The sequence below is a fragment of the Psychrobacter cibarius genome, assembly GCA_030686115.1.
GTDB classification, from domain to species: Bacteria; Pseudomonadota; Gammaproteobacteria; order Pseudomonadales; family Moraxellaceae; genus Psychrobacter; species Psychrobacter cibarius_C.
Map to the genome: position 1 here is coordinate 263,993 of CP131612.1, position 16,794 is coordinate 280,786.

15 protein-coding genes are annotated in these 16,794 nt (G+C 41.2%); 7 read left to right on the forward strand and 8 right to left on the reverse strand.

Annotated features, from left to right (window positions below):
* Window positions 1-294: 294 nt before the first annotated feature.
* The 3 genes from Q6344_01140 (at window position 295) to Q6344_01150 (ending at window position 2,544) form a co-directional block, all read left to right on the forward strand.
* Entirely contained in the window at window positions 295-1,428 is a 1,134-nt protein-coding gene (locus Q6344_01140) for an aminotransferase class V-fold PLP-dependent enzyme (protein ID WLG13991.1), read from the forward strand.
* A gap of 160 nt (window positions 1,429-1,588) precedes the next feature.
* Window positions 1,589-2,026, forward strand: a complete 438-nt coding sequence (locus tag Q6344_01145) for a YeeE/YedE family protein (GenBank protein WLG13992.1) — start codon at window positions 1,589-1,591, stop codon at window positions 2,024-2,026.
* Between the two features lie 98 nt (window positions 2,027-2,124).
* The gene (locus tag Q6344_01150) at window positions 2,125-2,544 is read left to right on the forward strand and encodes a YeeE/YedE family protein (GenBank protein WLG13993.1); all 420 of its coding nucleotides are present in this window, start codon (window positions 2,125-2,127) and stop codon (window positions 2,542-2,544) included.
* Window positions 2,545-2,671: 127 nt separating this feature from the next.
* On the opposite strand, the gene Q6344_01155 is transcribed toward Q6344_01150, so the two are convergent.
* Window positions 2,672-4,336, reverse strand: a complete 1,665-nt coding sequence (locus tag Q6344_01155; protein ID WLG13994.1) for an AMP-binding protein — start codon at window positions 4,334-4,336, stop codon at window positions 2,672-2,674.
* Window positions 4,337-4,769: 433 nt separating this feature from the next.
* Between Q6344_01155 and Q6344_01160 the strand changes: the two genes are divergently transcribed.
* Window positions 4,770-6,905, forward strand: a complete 2,136-nt coding sequence (locus Q6344_01160; protein ID WLG13995.1) for an FAD-dependent oxidoreductase — start codon at window positions 4,770-4,772, stop codon at window positions 6,903-6,905.
* Between the two features lie 137 nt (window positions 6,906-7,042).
* Here the strand turns inward: Q6344_01160 and Q6344_01165 are convergent, their stop codons facing one another.
* The 6 genes from Q6344_01165 to Q6344_01190 form a co-directional block, all read right to left on the reverse strand.
* Entirely contained in the window at window positions 7,043-7,798 is a 756-nt protein-coding gene (locus tag Q6344_01165; protein WLG13996.1) for a hypothetical protein, read from the reverse strand.
* 61 nt (window positions 7,799-7,859) lie between these two features.
* The gene (locus tag Q6344_01170) at window positions 7,860-8,429 is read right to left on the reverse strand and encodes a hypothetical protein (GenBank protein WLG13997.1); all 570 of its coding nucleotides are present in this window, start codon (window positions 8,427-8,429) and stop codon (window positions 7,860-7,862) included.
* 290 nt (window positions 8,430-8,719) lie between these two features.
* Complete coding sequence (locus Q6344_01175; GenBank protein ID WLG15107.1) at window positions 8,720-9,616, reverse strand: PAAR domain-containing protein; 897 nt, start codon at window positions 9,614-9,616, stop codon at window positions 8,720-8,722.
* 189 nt (window positions 9,617-9,805) lie between these two features.
* Window positions 9,806-10,498, reverse strand: coding sequence for a hypothetical protein (locus Q6344_01180; GenBank protein WLG13998.1), 693 nt, complete (start codon window positions 10,496-10,498; stop codon window positions 9,806-9,808).
* 74 nt (window positions 10,499-10,572) lie between these two features.
* Window positions 10,573-11,520: a PAAR domain-containing protein gene (locus Q6344_01185; GenBank protein WLG13999.1), complete on the reverse strand. Its 948-nt coding sequence runs from the start codon at window positions 11,518-11,520 to the stop codon at window positions 10,573-10,575.
* 220 nt (window positions 11,521-11,740) lie between these two features.
* Entirely contained in the window at window positions 11,741-12,760 is a 1,020-nt protein-coding gene (locus Q6344_01190) for a lipoate--protein ligase (GenBank protein WLG14000.1), read from the reverse strand.
* Between the two features lie 230 nt (window positions 12,761-12,990).
* On the opposite strand from Q6344_01190, the gene Q6344_01195 reads away from it, so the two are divergent.
* The 3 genes from Q6344_01195 (at window position 12,991) to Q6344_01205 (ending at window position 14,597) form a co-directional block, all read left to right on the forward strand.
* Window positions 12,991-13,431, forward strand: a complete 441-nt coding sequence (locus Q6344_01195; protein ID WLG14001.1) for a hypothetical protein — start codon at window positions 12,991-12,993, stop codon at window positions 13,429-13,431.
* Between the two features lie 96 nt (window positions 13,432-13,527).
* Window positions 13,528-14,028, forward strand: coding sequence for a hypothetical protein (locus Q6344_01200; GenBank protein WLG14002.1), 501 nt, complete (start codon window positions 13,528-13,530; stop codon window positions 14,026-14,028).
* Window positions 14,029-14,042: 14 nt separating this feature from the next.
* Window positions 14,043-14,597: a YfbU family protein gene (locus Q6344_01205; protein ID WLG14003.1), complete on the forward strand. Its 555-nt coding sequence runs from the start codon at window positions 14,043-14,045 to the stop codon at window positions 14,595-14,597.
* A gap of 246 nt (window positions 14,598-14,843) precedes the next feature.
* On the opposite strand, the gene Q6344_01210 is transcribed toward Q6344_01205, so the two are convergent.
* The gene (locus Q6344_01210; protein WLG14004.1) at window positions 14,844-16,442 is read right to left on the reverse strand and encodes a GMC oxidoreductase; all 1,599 of its coding nucleotides are present in this window, start codon (window positions 16,440-16,442) and stop codon (window positions 14,844-14,846) included.
* Window positions 16,443-16,794: the final 352 nt, after the last annotated feature.

Genomic DNA, 16,794 nt, shown 5'->3' on the forward strand with positions numbered 1-16,794 from the left:
ATTACCCAATATTAATATTCAGTTAATACTACCCATAGTAGTATCTAGCTGCTATGCAATCTAACAACTATACTATTGGTCAGCAATGCTATTTGACAGCCATATTATTTAACAAAAACGTTATTTGACAACCATGTTATCTAATAGAAGCATTATTTGGCTAAGTTGGCGAACAGTAGGTGTGTAGATTGGTTAGCGTTATTAAGGCAGGTTGGTTTAAGAGAGTATCTGGATTTTGCTATAGCCAATGCTTGAGAAAAATTAAACTATCTAACTATAAACTAGGAGCTTCCTATGACTGCATTACGTCAAGATATTGATCCAAACGGCTTATTAGAATACTCAGTGGTCTATACTGACCGCGCCTTAAACCACATGTCAAAAGTCTTTCAGCAAGTGATGAATGACCTATCTAGCGACCTAAAATCCGTGTATAACGCCGAAGCAGTGGTCATTGTACCGGGTGCTGGCACTTATGGAATGGAAGCCGTTGCGCGCCAATTGGCCAATGATGAAGATTGTCTCATTATTCGTAACGGTTGGTTTAGCTATCGCTGGACGCAAATTTTAGAAAAAGGCAAAATCGCCAAGTCGTCTACGGTATTGACGGCACATCGTGAAGAGGGTGAGTCACCAAAACCATTTGCCCCCGTTGATATCGATGAAGCCGTTGCTAAAATTAAAGCAGAGAAACCAGCAGTGGTCTTTGCGCCGCACGTCGAAACCTCATCGGGTATTATTTTATCATCAGACTATATCAAAGCGCTAAGCGCGGCTGTACATAGCGTTGGCGGTTTATTGGTCATTGATTGTATCGCTTCAGGTTGTGTGTGGTTGGACATGAAAGACTTGGGTATTGATGTTCTCATCAGCGCCCCGCAAAAAGGGTGGAGCAGCACTCCGTGTGCAGGCTTAGTCATGCTAAGCGCTGCGGCAATCGAAAAAGTAGACAATACAGAATCAGATAGCTTTAGCTTGGACTTAAAGCAGTGGTTAAATGTCATGCGTGCCTATGAAAATGGCGGTCACGCTTATCATGCCACCATGCCAACCGATAGCTTACGTCAATTCCGCGATACTATTTTAGAGTCAAAAGAGATTGGCTTTGATAAATTGCGTGATGCGCAGTGGCAATTGGGCAACCGTATTCGTGAAGTATTAGCCGCTAAAGGCATTGAAAGCGTTGCGGCAAAAGGTTTTGAAGCGCCAGGCGTCGTGGTTGCTTACACCGATCGCGATGATATGCATAAAGGCAGTGCGTTTGCCGAAACAGGCATGCAAATCGCTGCTGGTGTACCGCTAAAAGTTGGTGAGCCAGATAACTTTAAAACGTTCCGCTTAGGTTTATTTGGTCTAGATAAATTGACTGATGTAGACGGAGCAGTACAGCGTTTTGAAACTGCACTTGATGAAGTATTGGCGAAATAATATCTTTATCTCGTAAGATGTTTTTTAAGTAAAAAAGTACTGAGCCCGTGTAACGAGGGTTCAGTATTTTTTTACCTATTTATTATATTTTATAATATAATGTATTTATATAAAACGACATTCAAAACTGTCTCAATAAAAATTGGCTTAGGTAAATATTATGAGTATACAAATAGATTGGCAGGCCTTTACGCCAATTTCCTTGGTAGGCGGTCTGATGCTAGGCGTTGCAACGGTCATCTTGCTATTGGGCATTGGTCGTATTGCGGGTATTAGTGGTATTTTCTCAAGTCTTCTTAAGCCCAAGCGCGTCGAGATGTGGCAGGTGTTATTCATACTTGGTCTTGTTATCTCGCCATTACTTTATGGTCTGGTAAAACCGTTGCCCGATATAGAGATTAGTCGCTCTTTGCCACTGCTTATTGGGGCAGGATTGTTGGTTGGTTTTGGGACACGTTTGGGTTCAGGTTGCACCAGTGGACATGGTATCTGCGGTAATGCGCGACTGTCGCCACGTTCGATGGCGGCGACGGTGACCTTTATGTTGTTTGGTATTGTGACTGTTTATATTGGTCGTCATGTCTTGGGTTTGATTTAAAAATCACATAGACAGTACGTTGCGAAGATAGCGATGACTATTGTTTATATCGGATGGTTATAACCGCTTGGATTAACACATTAGGTGCGAGAAAAAACATGCTAAAAAATATAATTGGATTACTGGCAGGGTTATTATTTGGCTTTGGACTGCTGATATCAGGCATGACCGATCCTGTTAAAGTACAGGGCTTTTTGGACGTCTTTGGTGCATGGGATATTTCTTTAGCACTGGTAATGGGCGGCGGTCTAATGGTAGCGATAGTCGGTGTACAATTGGCTAAGCGTCAAAAGACCAGCTGGATTGGGTCATTAATTGAGATGCCAACCAAAACCACTATTAATAAAAAATTGTTAATCGGCGCGATGCTATTTGGTATCGGTTGGGGCTTAGTCGGTATTTGCCCAGGTCCCGGTATTGTGCTGCTTGGTACAGGACAGTGGCAGGCTTATGTCTTTATCCCAGCGATGATAGTCGGTATGCTGGTTTACCAATGGCTTGAGCCAAAGCTTAATTAACATTGGTTTGGTTTTTTTAGCGCAATAAAAGTGTCAGTCTAATTCAATTAGGCTGACCCTTTTTTATCAATGATGCTTCATTAATATTAACGATACTTCCGTATTATTAAGGCTTAATGATAAAGTCTTACTTGGCGCTTGCCGTTACTTTTGGCGTTTCGTGTGCTAATGATTTAGCCGCTTGACGCAGCTCAAATTTCTGCACTTTACCGGTGCTGGTCTTTGGAATTTCAGCAAAGATAATATATTTGGGCACTTTAAAACCCGCCAAATGCTGCTTGCAATGTTCCATCACATGGTCGCGCTGCAAGGTGCTGCCTTCATGAATCTCGATAAATGCCACCGGTACTTCGCCCCATTTATCATGCGGCGCGGCAACGACAGCACAGCTCTGGATTTCTGGCATTTTATATAAGACGTTTTCGACTTCGATACTAGAGATGTTTTCGCCACCTGAAATGATGATGTCTTTGAGCCTGTCCATGATTTTTATATAACCATCAGGATATTTAATGCCCAAATCACCAGTACGGAACCAACCATCAGCAAAGGCTTCTTCGGTGGCTTTACGGCTTTTTAGATAACCTTTCATCACCATATTGCCGCGCAATGCTAGCTCGCCCATTTCTTCGCCATTCGCGGCAACCGGCTCAGTGGTGCCTTGTTTAAATAGCTCAAAGCCAGTCATCAAATGTGACGTTACACCCTGACGTGATTTCTTTTGCGCGCGCGCAGCGACATCCAGTTCATCCCATTCTTGCTGCTCAGCGCAGACGGTGACCGGACCATAGACTTCGGTAAGACCGTAAACGTGAGAGATATGAAAGCCCATGGCTTCCATGGCAGCGAGCATGGTTTCAGACGGCGGCGCACCAGCGACCCAGCCTTTTACTTCATGATTAATGGCGTCTTTATATTCAGGTTTGCCGCCAGCAATCATATTGTGCACCACGGGTGCTGAGCAATAATGCGTGACTTTATGCTTGGCAATCAGCTGCAAAATCAAATCAGCATCAATCTTACGCAAGCAGACATTGACGCCCGCACGTTCGGCAATCGTCCAGGGAAAGCACCAACCATTACAGTGAAATAATGGTAGCGTCCATAGATACATGGGGTGCTTGGGCATATCCCAATCTAAAATATTGGAGACGGCATTGAGTGTCGCGCCGCGGTGATGATAGACCACGCCTTTTGGCTTACCCGTCGTGCCAGAGGTATAATTGAGCGCGATAGCATCCCATTCATCGAGTGGTTTTTCCCAGTTGTCCGAACTGTCTGAGCTGGCGATTAATGCTTCGTAGCTCATTTGCCCAAAACGTTCAATATCGAGCGCCGCATCGGTCGCATGAATCACGATGAGATTAGGAAATGCTTCTTCGATAATTTCAGCATGTTCAGCAAACTCGCTGTCTAGAATCAACACTTTGGCTTCTGAGTGTTGCAGACAAAAGGTAAGGGCGTTGATGTCGAGGCGGGTGTTCAGTGTACAAAGTACGCCACCTGACATCGGTACACCAAAAGCGCACTCGATCATCGCTGGGGTGTTTGGCATCATGACGGCGACAGTGTCGTTCTTATCAATCCCCAATTTGCGCAGACCATCCGCCAATTGACGACAGCGATCATAAGTCTGTCGCCACGTTTGCGTCAGATTATTATGTGTTAAATCGTCATAAATAATGGCAGTTTTATCGGGATAGACCTGAGCACTACGGATAATAAAGTCGATAGGGGTAAGCGGTTGATGGTTGGCAGCATTTTTGCCGAGACCGGTATGGAAGTCTGTCATAGGGATAGTCCTTTATCTTGCTGTTATAATTCGGTGAATACGCTACAAATCTGCTATAAAGTTGGCTTCGCCATTTATCACAATTTGATAAGTTATTAATATTTTTGCTGATCTTCCTTGTAGCAACTCGCCGATAGGTGACTCACGGTAAATATTTGTTCGTCCATTATAGACAATGCTCTGTGAAAAGCGAGTATGTTTTTAGCGCTTGCTTATATTGAATCACATGATCAATTAGCCTAATGCACATAGTGTTCACTCATCAGTCGCTTGTCTGCATAGCTGATGATAATGGCGGTGTGTTACGATACCAGTGATGTTAAATCCTATCGCTTAACTATTTCTAAAAGCCTCATTTTTAAAAATCTTAACTTTTAAAAAGCCCGGCCAGCTTTAATAAGCATTTCCACAAACCATTCATAAGGAAAATGATATGTCCGCCAGCCGCACTGCCAATACCATTGAGACTGCTAGCACCAATGAACACTACCCACATTTATTTGAGCCGCTAGATTTAGGCTTTACGACGCTTAAAAACCGCATGGTGATGGGCTCAATGCACACAGGGCTTGAAGACCGTTTTTATAACTATGGTAAGCTGGCAGCGTATTTTGCAGAGCGTGCCAAAGGCGGCGTGGCGATGATGATCACGGGCGGCATTTCGCCCAATCGCGAAGGGTGGTTACTCCCTGCTGGTGGTACCATGAATACGCGCGCTGACGTGATTAATCATCAACGAGTGACCCGTGCGGCGCATAAATATGACAGCAAAATCATCATGCAAATCTTGCACAGTGGTCGTTACGGCTATCATCCATTTGTCGTATCCTCTAGTCCAATAAAATCACCAATTTCACCTTTTAAGCCGCGTAAGATGAGCATTAAAAACATCGAACAAACGGTAAAGGATTATGCCCGTTCGGCTAAACTTGCCAAGCAAGCTGGTTATGACGGTGTGGAAATCATGGGCTCAGAAGGCTATTTGCTCAATCAGTTTTTATCGCGTCATGTGAATCAACGTACCGACGAATACGGCGGTGATATTCAAGGTCGTATGAAGCTAGCGGTCGATGTCGTCAAAGCCGTACGCGAAGCTGCTGGTGAAGATTTCATCATTTTATTCCGCTTGTCAGTGATTGATCTGGTCAAAGACGGTAACGTCATGGACGAAGTTATTACCGTTGCCAAAGCGCTAGAAGAAGCGGGCGTGACCATCATGAATACGGGTATCGGCTGGCATGAAGCGCGTGTACCGACGATTGTCACCAGCGTACCGCGTGCCGCTTTTGTAGATTTCACTGCTGAAATTAAAAAGCACATTAGCATTCCAATGATGGCAGCCAATCGTATCAATATGCCAGAGACCGCAGAAGAAATCATCGCTAGTGGTCAGGCGGATATGATTCAAATGGCGCGTCCGTTCTTAGCCGATGCCCATTGGGTCAATAAAGCCAAAGATGGTCAAGCCGATCGCATTAATACCTGTATCGCCTGTAACCAAGCTTGTCTCGATCATACCTTTGAAAACAAACGCTCGACGTGTCTGGTCAATCCACAAGCGTGTTATGAGACGGAACTGGTTTATAAGAAAACCAAGAAACCTAAAAAAGTTGCTGTCATCGGTGGCGGTGTTGCTGGTATGTCAGCGGCGCACGTTGCAGCTTTGCGTGGTCATGAGGTCACGTTATTTGAGGCAAAAGATATCTTAGGTGGACAGTTTAACTACGCCAAAGTTATCCCTGGTAAAGAAGAGTTCTTTGAAACCATTCGCTACTATATCAATGAGCTTGAGCATTTAGGCGTTGAGATTAAACTTAATACCAAAGTCGATAAAGCCATGCTTGAGAAAGCCAAATTCCATCATGTCATCGTCGCAACTGGTGTTGTCCCTAGAAGCCTAGCTGGCAAACTGGAAGGCGCGGATTTGCCACAAGTGATGAGCTATGCGGAATTACTCTCTGGTGAAAAATCCGTTGGTGACACGGTTGCCGTCATTGGTGCTGGCGGTATTGGCTTTGACGTCAGTGAATATCTGACCGCCAAACATGGTCAGCCGCTTGATGAGCTAGGTCCTGAACTTTTAAAAGACCCAAACTACCGTCCAAAAGCGCAGTCTATCGAAGAGTGGCGTGAAGAGTGGGGCGTGACTAATGATACTAACTATCAAACTGAGGGTGGACTGATTAAGCCTGAAGCCATCAAACCTATCCGCCAAGTGTACTTGATGCAGCGTACCAAAGGTCGCTTGGGCAGTGGGCTGAATAAAACCTCGGGCTGGGTACATCGTGCCCATGTCAAATCACACGGCGTCATTCAGGTATCGGGTGCTCAGTACGATAAGATCACCAATGAAGGCATTTGGATCACTAATAACCAAGGTCAAAGCCAATTGCTACGTGTCGATAGCGTCGTGGTTTGTGCTGGTCAAGAATCAGTGGTTGAGCTGATGCCGAACGTCGGTGATGCACCTGACGCGCAATATCATCTAATCGGTGGTGCAAAACTTGCTGCTGAGTTGGATGCTAAGCGTGCCATAAGAGATGGTGCTGAGGTTGCGGCAGCGATTTAAGGTTTAGTTCAGAAGTAATGAGAGCGGCAAGATGGATTATCTTGCCGCTTTTTTTGGTTTGGTAGATTTAGTTTCTTGTAATAGAGCTTCAGTTCAGCATAATATTGCTTCAGGCAATATTAAGACACTCGGCTCACTTACTGATGTTCTAATATAATACTGTCAAAATAGCCGCGCACTCCACAACGCCCTGAGCTAAATTGATAATCAACGTCTCTTAATAGTAACTGATTCTTACCTTTATAAGGTGCAGGATATAACCTTAGCCTAACTTCTTTATCTTGGCTATTATCATAAATCACCCAGTGATTTTGTGACCATGTTGCAATGCTTCCTTCAATCTCACAGGTGTGTAAATTATTAAAAATCAGGATGCTTTCAATTACAGAGATATGAGGTTTATTATCAACCTTATTAATCGATAAAGTATTCGTTGCATCTTGAAAAGTATTGTTGCGTTTGCCGTCTACGTTATAGACTGAAATCTGGAAGTTTTTAGAAAACTCTCCAAACGCATTTTTATCAGGCAAATCAGAAGAGCCTAAATCATCGTTCCATTCAGAACCTGTCTTTTCTCCGATATGTTCTTCATACTCACGTATAAGGCAATTGGTATCTTTACAACTATTCCGTTGAAAATTTAACCATAACTTTTGATCTATAATCACATTGTTTTTGTAGATTTCGCTGTCTTCGTCGTTAGCTGCATTATTGAGATCGCTTCTATATTTTTTTGCCATCGCCTTATCAAGCTTAGATAGCTCAGGACTTTCGCAAACGGTTTTTTCTACCCAAGTAGTCGCTTTTTTACAATCAAAACTGGCTGAATTTGCATAAGTGGATAATAGGGGAATACTTAAAATACTGATTGTGGCTAAGGGTAGTTTTTTCATAGAGTTCTCATTGCTTTCAGCTAGTAGGTGTTTGATACATGACTTTATACTTAGTCTAATATTAATTATCCAACTCTATAGCAATAGAATTATCATGCTTTTTTATATTCAAGTCATAACAAGGTAAACTGTAATCATACTTAAGTTCTACCAAAGTAGGAGCTTTAAATAAATCAATAAAATAATCATTTTGCATGTCGGTCATATACATAAAAATGGTAGCTTTATCCTTACATAGAATACGGACACGTTTGGCTGTTTTATCAGATCTACTTGAGGTATTAGTTATATAATCGTTTTCGTCAATTTTATCAGTCATATCTACCCAGCCTTCTTTGAGAAGAAAGCCATGTAAATGTAACAGTCTATTCTTGTCAAACTCGGGGCTTGCATATCTGGATGTGTACCACACATCCCTATTAGAATAACTATGATCGCTTACTTTGAAGTTCATAAACTTAGCAATTGTATCAAGTTCGGATATAAGCCAGCTTTCTTTCTCAACCAATTCTCGTTGGTATATTTCAAGCTCTTTATTTGGTTCTAAGTCTATAGTGCATACAAATAAAATAACAACGAATGCAATAAGTGAAATATCAGAAAACTTATATTCTCTACCTCTTATTTTCACTGATTATTTTCCTACATACTCAATAATATTTTTCAAAACTAGGTTATTTAATGCGCTTTAAATATTCTAAGTAGTTAACTAATTGTTCTCTATATTTCTCATCGGATTTAAATTTTGGAGATTCAATCCACTTATTACGATTATGAATAATTGATTCTAAGGTAAAGTCCTCATAACCAGACTCCGCTTCACAACAAGGACATATTTCATATAATGGGAATTCACCGTCAAGACCCCATGGCAAGAAATCCTCATCATAGTAACCGCATATTTTACAACTGTGTAACTCTCTATTGAGCATGAAAATATTCCAAATTAGTTGAGTAGGGATGTGTGGAAGCATCAGGCTTAAAAATTGTTCGAGGTGCACCATCTTTCGTTTTGACGGCAAATGTGTTTGTTTTCGGATTATATAAAACCGTATCACCATTCTTTCTTGTTTTATTTAAAGTTCCACGCGGAGGGTCACTGACAAACTCTTGAGCATGACGATAGTAGTCATTTTGAGATTTTAGCTCAGGAAATTCTTTGCTATGTTTACTCCAATGCTCTGCTAGGTTTGTATTAGGAGATCTTTTCTTAGTAGAAGTCCAGTCGAAACCTTTTTCAGAGTCTCTGTAGATATCGTTATTACTTACCGCTCGTTTTCGAATCACGTACTGTCCAGCTTTGACTCCAGTTTTAACAGATACCGCACCCAAACCCATTGGAAATGTCACAATGTCAAAAACTAATCCCGTCTCATCTCCAATTTTTTGCATACCTTCATAAAACTTCTTGGGATCACCATTAACATCGATCCATAGTGAATTAGCACGTTCCTGGTAAATCAGCTCTTCACGTGTACCTGCTCCTGCCCAAAGCCCACCATCTTGTAATGCCTTTTTAGTGGATACATCAACCCATATTCCCAGTTCTTCATCAGACATTTCAGTTTCAGAATTTTTGTCATCGGAAGCTGCAAAGTTAGAAAGTACAGTTTCTGGATCAGTTTTAGGAAACCCCAAAGGCTCTGCCTGCGCAATACTGCCTACATCAAAGTCAGACTCCGAAAATGCTTGCTGACTAGCAATCAGTTTCGCACCGCAGCTGGTCACATCACCGCCACGTGCGATGGGTGCGCCATCAACGATAAAGGATGCATCACCACTAAGAATGGTGGTCACCTTTTTGCATTTTTTACAGATGACTTTATCGTCTTTACGCGCGACTGGGATACCGTTATGAGTGCTGTGGTGTGTGTGGTGAGCCGGAGCTTACTACCTCCGATAAAAGCTTTATATTTAAAGCCAGATTTGGGTAGATGTGTCCCTGATATTTAAGCTATTCTGGGCGCTATGTATCATTGAGTATAAAACTACAGAACCATCTATCGTTTATTTTCTAATGTAGCGACCATAACGTTTTGGTTTTATCGAATCAAATGTATTAAATGTTAAGTTAGTAATACATCGACTATTATTTTCTTTCTCTAAATCACTGATTATTTTTAAAGGTTTTGAGTTGTTGCTTTGATTTGAGGAGGAGCTGTAGCCTCTTATGTGATCTTTTATGCCAACAATAACTAACCTATTGGTCAGAACAACTTTTCCTATATCGTTCTTTTTATCTAAAACGCGGTAGTATGATTGAAAGTGACTGTTATAAGATTTTTTGTAATCAGATATTAATTTATTATATTCAGAACTATTGAAGCAGATAGGGTTTTTTAAATAAATAATAAGCAACTTGCTATTTATATCACTTACCCTTAAGTCTATGTCCTGAATAAAAGGATGCTCGTTTGTGTCCTGAGAAATTTCAAAAAAATTATTAAGACCATGCGCTACTTCAATTAATTGAAACTGATGGTTATAGAAATTTTCAACTTGATGAATTGAATAGGGGTAGTTATTTGAAAAATAGTCAATTGTGTTAAAAAGCATTCGTTTTTCTTCATTTAAGCTATCAATATCTATATGGGATGCATTGTTCATAGTAATAGATGAGTGGGCAGTTGTGCAATAAAACATTATTGTACTTAATAGTAAAATATTTCTAATGATTTTTTTTGTTTTATCGTTATTCACAAGTATCAACCTATATTTTTTTAATAAACTACTATTATTAGTAAAAATTTATTTTACTGTAGTAAATACTATTTTTAAAAATTCAATAGCAGCTCATTTAAATTGCCTTCGTTCTCATATTCATCATAACGGTTACCGTAAAAGTCGTTATATTTTTCACCTGTAGTAGATGTCTTACGATTTCCATATACTTTTCCCGCTTCACTCCAAGCGCTATGATCATCACCATATTTCTCATATGCTGATACAAGAGTTTTAAGCTCATTTGGATCACTATGCGGTTTCATAATATCTATGGCACCATTATCTAGTAACTCTTCTCTGATCATGACACTGTAAATCGCAGCGCCTCCTTCTCCTTTTAGCTTACTATCAATATAAGCATCTCTACTTGATATGTCGATCTCTCCTTGATAGGTAGCATGACCTACCTCATGAGTGAGCGCATGCATAGCCATAGCTGGCTTATCTCTATAATATTCAGAAACTACTATTTCTCTATCTTCATAATTAGTATATGTTCCTCCAGAATCAGGACCATACATTATGTTCCAATCTGCTTCTTGCAAATCTTTGATATTTTCCTGCAAAGTAGGTGAGTCAGCTGCAATTTTATCAACGTCATCACCTAAATTAGTAATGACATAGTCATCTTCAATAGGCTCCTCATCATCCTCTACAAAGCTATTCCCAAATAAAGCATCAGGCTCCGACTTCGCAAACTGCAAAGGCGCTGCCTGCTCAATACTACCTACATCAAAACCTGACTCCGCAAAAGACTGCTGACTAGCAATCAGCTTAGCACCGCAGCTGGTGACATCACCGCCACGTGCAATAGGCGCACCATCAACGATAAAGGAGGCATCACCACTAACAATAGTGGTGACCTTTTTGCATTTTTTACAGATGACTTTATCGCCTTTACGCGCGATAGGGATACCGTTATGAGTGGTGTGCGGTGAGCCGGAGATGACCGTCCCACCGTGAGAGGTCTTTGCGCCGACGGTGATATAGGCTGCCATAGTGCTACCTTACTTAAACGTTTAAAGTTTGGACTTTTATAGCGATTCTATTATTTGCATCACATTATAGATGGCAAAAGCGCAAAATATCAAACTTAAGTTTATCTAAAGGCATGGTTTATACGGCAAGGTCAATCAGCGTAAAGCATAAAAGCATTTGAGCAATCGGCTACAAGAGGAACTTGAGTCTCTTTACTAATTATCAATAACAAGCAAAAATCTAACCTTCCATCTCCCCAAGCAACCACACAGACACGTCATCAATCTGCGCTGCCAGTTCAGGATGCTCCTTACCAAATTCATCAAGCTTGGTTTTAAGCTCATGCTTATCGTATTTAATGTCCGTCAGTGTGTCCTTTAATAGCTCAATCAATTCAACGTTTAGCGCATCAGAGAAGATAACCACATCGCGTATCACCGCCTGCTTCACATCAAGATGCAAGTCGATAATGCCCCAATCAAACCGTGTCTCAATATGATGGCTGAATTCAGGAGTCTTGCCAAAGCGCCAATCCCAATCTGCCATTTGCTGATAATATTTATTGAGTGTCGGCTGCTTGGCAAGACTGGCTTCATCGAGCTCTTCTATGGGCGCGGTGTCGCCATAATCAGTGTCACCGTAATACTCACAAAACGCCTCGATAATCGCCTCGGATAAAGTCTCGTGATTGATGTCTTCATTAAACTCAACCAAGTTGGCGACACGCGCACGGACAGATTTTATGCCTTTGGCTTTGAGCTTAAGCGGATGCGGATTGAGATAATCGCCCAGCTTTTGCATATTGGCATTGACCAATAATGTGCCATGATGAAAGCTGCGATCCGCTGCATGTTTAAACGCGCTGCCTGATATTTTCTTGTCACCAACTTGCATGTCATTACGCCCAGATAAATCCGCGTCTATGCCCAGTTTCTTTAACGCATTAATAATGATGGTAAAGTTCGCTTCTTGGTCGTAGTCGGCTTTGGGCGATAAAAAGGTAAAGTTGGTATTGCCCAAATCATGAAATACCGCGCCGCCGCCACTCTGCCGCCGCGCCAAAAACACATCATCGGCTTCCATCTTATCGATTTTGCATTCCACCCATGGGTTTTGCGAGCGCCCGATGACCACGGTCTCGCTATTGCGCCATAAGAATAGCGTGTGCGAGTCGGGATTGAGCGTATTAAATATCCAATCTTCGGTCGCGAGGTTAAACCAAGGGTTGGTAACGGCAGATTTTAAGATGCGCAGTTTCATTACTTGTCCTTTTGGGCAGAGATTTTTAGTTTGGCTTTTATAAATAAGTACTGTCATTGTTGCCGATGCGAGATTGGATTTCAATGGGTGTGTGGTATGGGAGCGGTTTAAGTCTGAGGTTTTAAGAAGTTAACTTATTTTTAGTCTTTCTGTTATGATTATGACTGATATTAAGTAACAAATAGCATTGGTTCAAACCAGCTAACTGATGCATAAGAAGAGGTTTGGTTATGAATGAAAGGATAAAAAACTTAGACACTCCTAAGAAATGTGAGATTTTTGCTAAAAATGCTTTGAATGCAGGCAGAGAAGATTTGGTAAAACAAGCAAAAGAACGAGCTATTCACTTAAAAGCTGAAAATTATGGTGCTGAAACGTCGGCAGAGAAAGAAGCTATAAAAGCAGTCTATGCTTATGAAGAGGTGCTAAGTGCCAAAAATGGTAAGAAAACACGCGCATCTAGAACTTGGCCAATGATTCAAAAATACGGAATAATTAATGCTGTCGAGCGCGCTGTTGATCGTAAATCTGAGACAAAAGGTTATACCGCATTATTAGAGATGGGCTTGGAAGCCTATGCTTTCGAAGCAGTAATACTTCGCTATCCTGAACTATTCTCTGAGAGTGCAGTAGAAATATCTCGACAAAGAATGAGTGAGTGGAAAAGTTAATAACGATCTCTTGCAACATAAAAAACCATATATTCTCGCTAGTATTATTCTGTTAGATATTGCGTTAGTGAAGTGTAAAGGAAATTCGAGGTATAGATGGAAAGCTTATTATCGATATTTGGTTCGGTTGCATCTATAGGAGCTGCTGTATGGGCATTCTTGGAAGCGAAGAAAGCCGCTGCATCAGCCTCTAAAGCAGAGGAATCTAGAAACGAAATGATTGATCGAAGACGATTAGGTGAAGTGTCAAAGGTTCATGCACAAACAGATAGAATACTATCTGTCGTTTCAAGAATAGGACCTTCATGCAATACGAAAAATCTTAAAGGTATCGATTTTCATAGTATTGCAAAGGATGTTGAAGAGTATGCAAGGTTTATTAATGAGCAAAGCTCAAACTTTTCTAATGATTTCGTGAACAAGGCTAGTTTACTATGCGATGAGTTGAAAAAAGATATTGAGGATCTATCAGAAGCATCCAGTCCTGAAGTCATAAAAAATGTAGGAAAGCGCATATATTATAAGATAAATAGCTTTATGCCTTTTGTTAAAGATCTCGCTGATGAGCAGCGAGAGTATCCTGTTTCAGCTAAATAAATTTGGTAAATATCATGAAAATTTCAGATGGTGAAAAGCTTATACTTTTAATGCTTAGTGAGCTATATGATCGATTAGAAATTAATGGAGAAATTGAGTCAGAATTTATTCGCTCTGCAATCTTTAGTAACAATATCTGGGCGATACCTTGGAAGTATTCTGGAATACCTTTTGAAGATCAAGACGATCCAGAGATTGTTAAAGAAGTTCTTGATATTTTAGGTATGTGGAGCTCTATAGAATATAGCTATGAACAACTTTCAGAAAAAGAAAAAGAATACTTACAGGAAACTGTTGCTAAGCCATTTGGTGAGAATCCTAAGTTCCCTGGCTTCGATGGTAATAATGAATCATCTTATATGGGGATAGCATCATTCATTGTAAATGAATTGGATCGATTTGAAGAGTTTAAAGGTCGAAACTTCAACTCACATTTTCCTTCTTTAGATGGTCATGAAAGAATGCTTAATATGTTTAAAGAAATACAAGAAACTATGAATTTTGGTCCATTATCTGTTGAAGATTTAGCTAAGATTCTAAAAGAACGTATTCATCCTAGTAGAAGATAAAGTACTATAACAAACAAAAAATACAGGACGATGCTAGAAGGTAACGTGCTTGCTTTTGATGGTATACGTAAACTGGTCATTAATAAAAGTGTGTTGGATAATTTGCTTATAGCATAAAGCATCATATAATATCGATCATTTACTTCAATAAACAATCTCTCACATGAGCAGATAGAAGTGGGTAGCAAGGTCAAATTCATCAAACCCAAAAAACGCTCCTAAAAAGCGTTTTAATCCTACTAAACCCTACCCAAAATCTTCCTTCAGAATAGTCGCCATATTCCGCTCAGCAAGTCCGGTGATAAAGACATACGGATTGACCCCAGCGCTACCGGGGATTAACGCGCCGTCTTGCACGTAGATATTCTCGTGCCCTTTGACGCGCCCAAATTCATCAGTCGCTTTGCCCAAGACGCAGCCACCAAGTGGGTGATAGCAGAAGTTATCGCCAAAGCCTTTGGTAAACAGTAAGCTTGATGTAGAGCCACCGTTTACTTTAGCAAGCTTCTCAATCAGCTCTTTAGCAGCGTTCACCGAGTACTCGTTTTGCTCGCGTTTCCAGTTGAGCTTGACGGTTTTGCTGGCTTTATCATAGTAATAATTGCCGCGTTCTGGATTGTCAGTGATGGCGAGATAGAGCGTCGTCCAAGTCTCAAGTCCTAACGGTAATGGCGCGAGTTCGGCAAAGATTTTATACTTTGAGCCGCCTCTATCGCCGTCCCACATGTTGATGCCTTTGACAGGGATAGTGGACTGAGTCGTACCAGCAGCGTGGACGAAATTGCGTCCCGTCATGATGTTACCGTTGGGTCCCCAATGTTTGCCGATGTGTTCGTTTAGGTTGTTTAGCCTCCCTTCGGCTTGGCTTTTTAGCAGTAACTCTGAGGTTCCCGTACTGCCAGCATTCAGAAACAACTTATCGCAAGTATAATGCTCAATTTTATCGATGCCGCCCGTCATATTGATAACATGAACTTCTAATCTGAGTTGATCGTTATCGAGCGCTTGAATGCTATTGACTTTGCGCAAGGTTTTGACCGTGACATTGCCTGTGGCTTCAGCGTTTTTTAGGTAGGTTAAATCCAGTGAAAATTTGCCCGCATTGTTGCCATAGATGACTTCACCGCCGAGCGCGGATTTATACACTTCGCCGCGGGCTTCTTTTTGCATATAGTCAAAATCGTAGCTATTACCGAAAAACTCTGTTTTCATTCCCGCTTTTTCGGCTTGGCGTTCAGCTGAACGAGTAAATTCGTAATGCTCGGACTCATTGAAAAATGACTCAGGGATTTGACTGACTTTAAGCGCCTTCATGGCGCGAGGGAAGTAGGTTTCGTACATCTCATCAGCATCAATCCAAGGAAACGTTTCTTCAAAATGCGCGCGTCTCGGTTGAATAGCAATCGCGCCATTGACGATAGAGCCGCCTCCATAAGCACGCCCTGCGAATACTTTCATATTATCATATTCGATTAAATCCAAAACGCCAGGATATTTTCTGATAGGAATGGGTATCGGAATAGGAGCGTTTGGCATATTGCTAAACCAGCTTGAGCGTTTATCAGCGTTAATCATTTTGCAAAAGGTATCATGCTTGGGGCTTCTATCCCAGCGCATCCCCATCTCAAGGATTAAAACCTTGTGACCTTTTTCGCTCAATCGCAGCGCCGATACCGCACCACCATAGCCACTACCAACGATGATGTTAGGGAAGTGACCGGCTTGAGTAATTTTGCTTGGTAGCTTTGGCTGCTTGGCAAGCGTTTGACAGCCGCTCACCGCAGCGGAGGTGCTGATAGCGCCTAAGCTTAAACCCATGGCTTTAATCAGTTGGCGTCGTTGCATGGTGTATCCTAATTTGATATTTAAGCTAAAAAGCCCGTATGAAATAATATTAGCTTTAGACTGCAAAGGTGCGCTAAGCCAAGCGAGCATCATATTAGCAAACATAGGTTGCGTTATTATTTCAGTCACACGATTGCTGTAATACTTATAGGCAAATCGGGCTTTCATTCAACGATTATTCTTGTCAGCTTTTAGTCACTAACTCAGCCAGTTAGTTAGACAATTATTTTTAGAGTGACGTGTAAACTTGACCGAATAGAGAATTTCGCTTATCATCTTGTTTCAATGTACTAGAACACAAATACATTCAATTATTCTTATCTTTAAAAAGCTAAATAATTCGGCAAAAATG

Excerpts from the sequence above, each read along its gene's own strand:
- Q6344_01140 (WLG13991.1), top strand. The coding sequence starts at position 295 with ATGACTGCATTACGTCAAGATATTGATCCAAACGGCTTATTAGAATAC.
- Q6344_01145 (WLG13992.1), top strand. The coding sequence starts at position 1,589 with ATGAGTATACAAATAGATTGGCAGGCCTTTACGCCAATTTCCTTGGTA.
- Q6344_01150 (WLG13993.1), top strand. The coding sequence starts at position 2,125 with ATGCTAAAAAATATAATTGGATTACTGGCAGGGTTATTATTTGGCTTT.
- Q6344_01155 (WLG13994.1), bottom strand. The coding sequence starts at position 4,336 with ATGACAGACTTCCATACCGGTCTCGGCAAAAATGCTGCCAACCATCAA.
- Q6344_01160 (WLG13995.1), top strand. The coding sequence starts at position 4,770 with ATGTCCGCCAGCCGCACTGCCAATACCATTGAGACTGCTAGCACCAAT.
- Q6344_01165 (WLG13996.1), bottom strand. The coding sequence starts at position 7,798 with ATGAAAAAACTACCCTTAGCCACAATCAGTATTTTAAGTATTCCCCTA.
- Q6344_01185 (WLG13999.1), bottom strand. The coding sequence starts at position 11,520 with ATGGCAGCCTATATCACCGTCGGCGCAAAGACCTCTCACGGTGGGACG.
- Q6344_01190 (WLG14000.1), bottom strand. The coding sequence starts at position 12,760 with ATGAAACTGCGCATCTTAAAATCTGCCGTTACCAACCCTTGGTTTAAC.
- Q6344_01195 (WLG14001.1), top strand. The coding sequence starts at position 12,991 with ATGAATGAAAGGATAAAAAACTTAGACACTCCTAAGAAATGTGAGATT.
- Q6344_01200 (WLG14002.1), top strand. The coding sequence starts at position 13,528 with ATGGAAAGCTTATTATCGATATTTGGTTCGGTTGCATCTATAGGAGCT.
- Q6344_01205 (WLG14003.1), top strand. The coding sequence starts at position 14,043 with ATGAAAATTTCAGATGGTGAAAAGCTTATACTTTTAATGCTTAGTGAG.
- Q6344_01210 (WLG14004.1), bottom strand. The coding sequence starts at position 16,442 with ATGCAACGACGCCAACTGATTAAAGCCATGGGTTTAAGCTTAGGCGCT.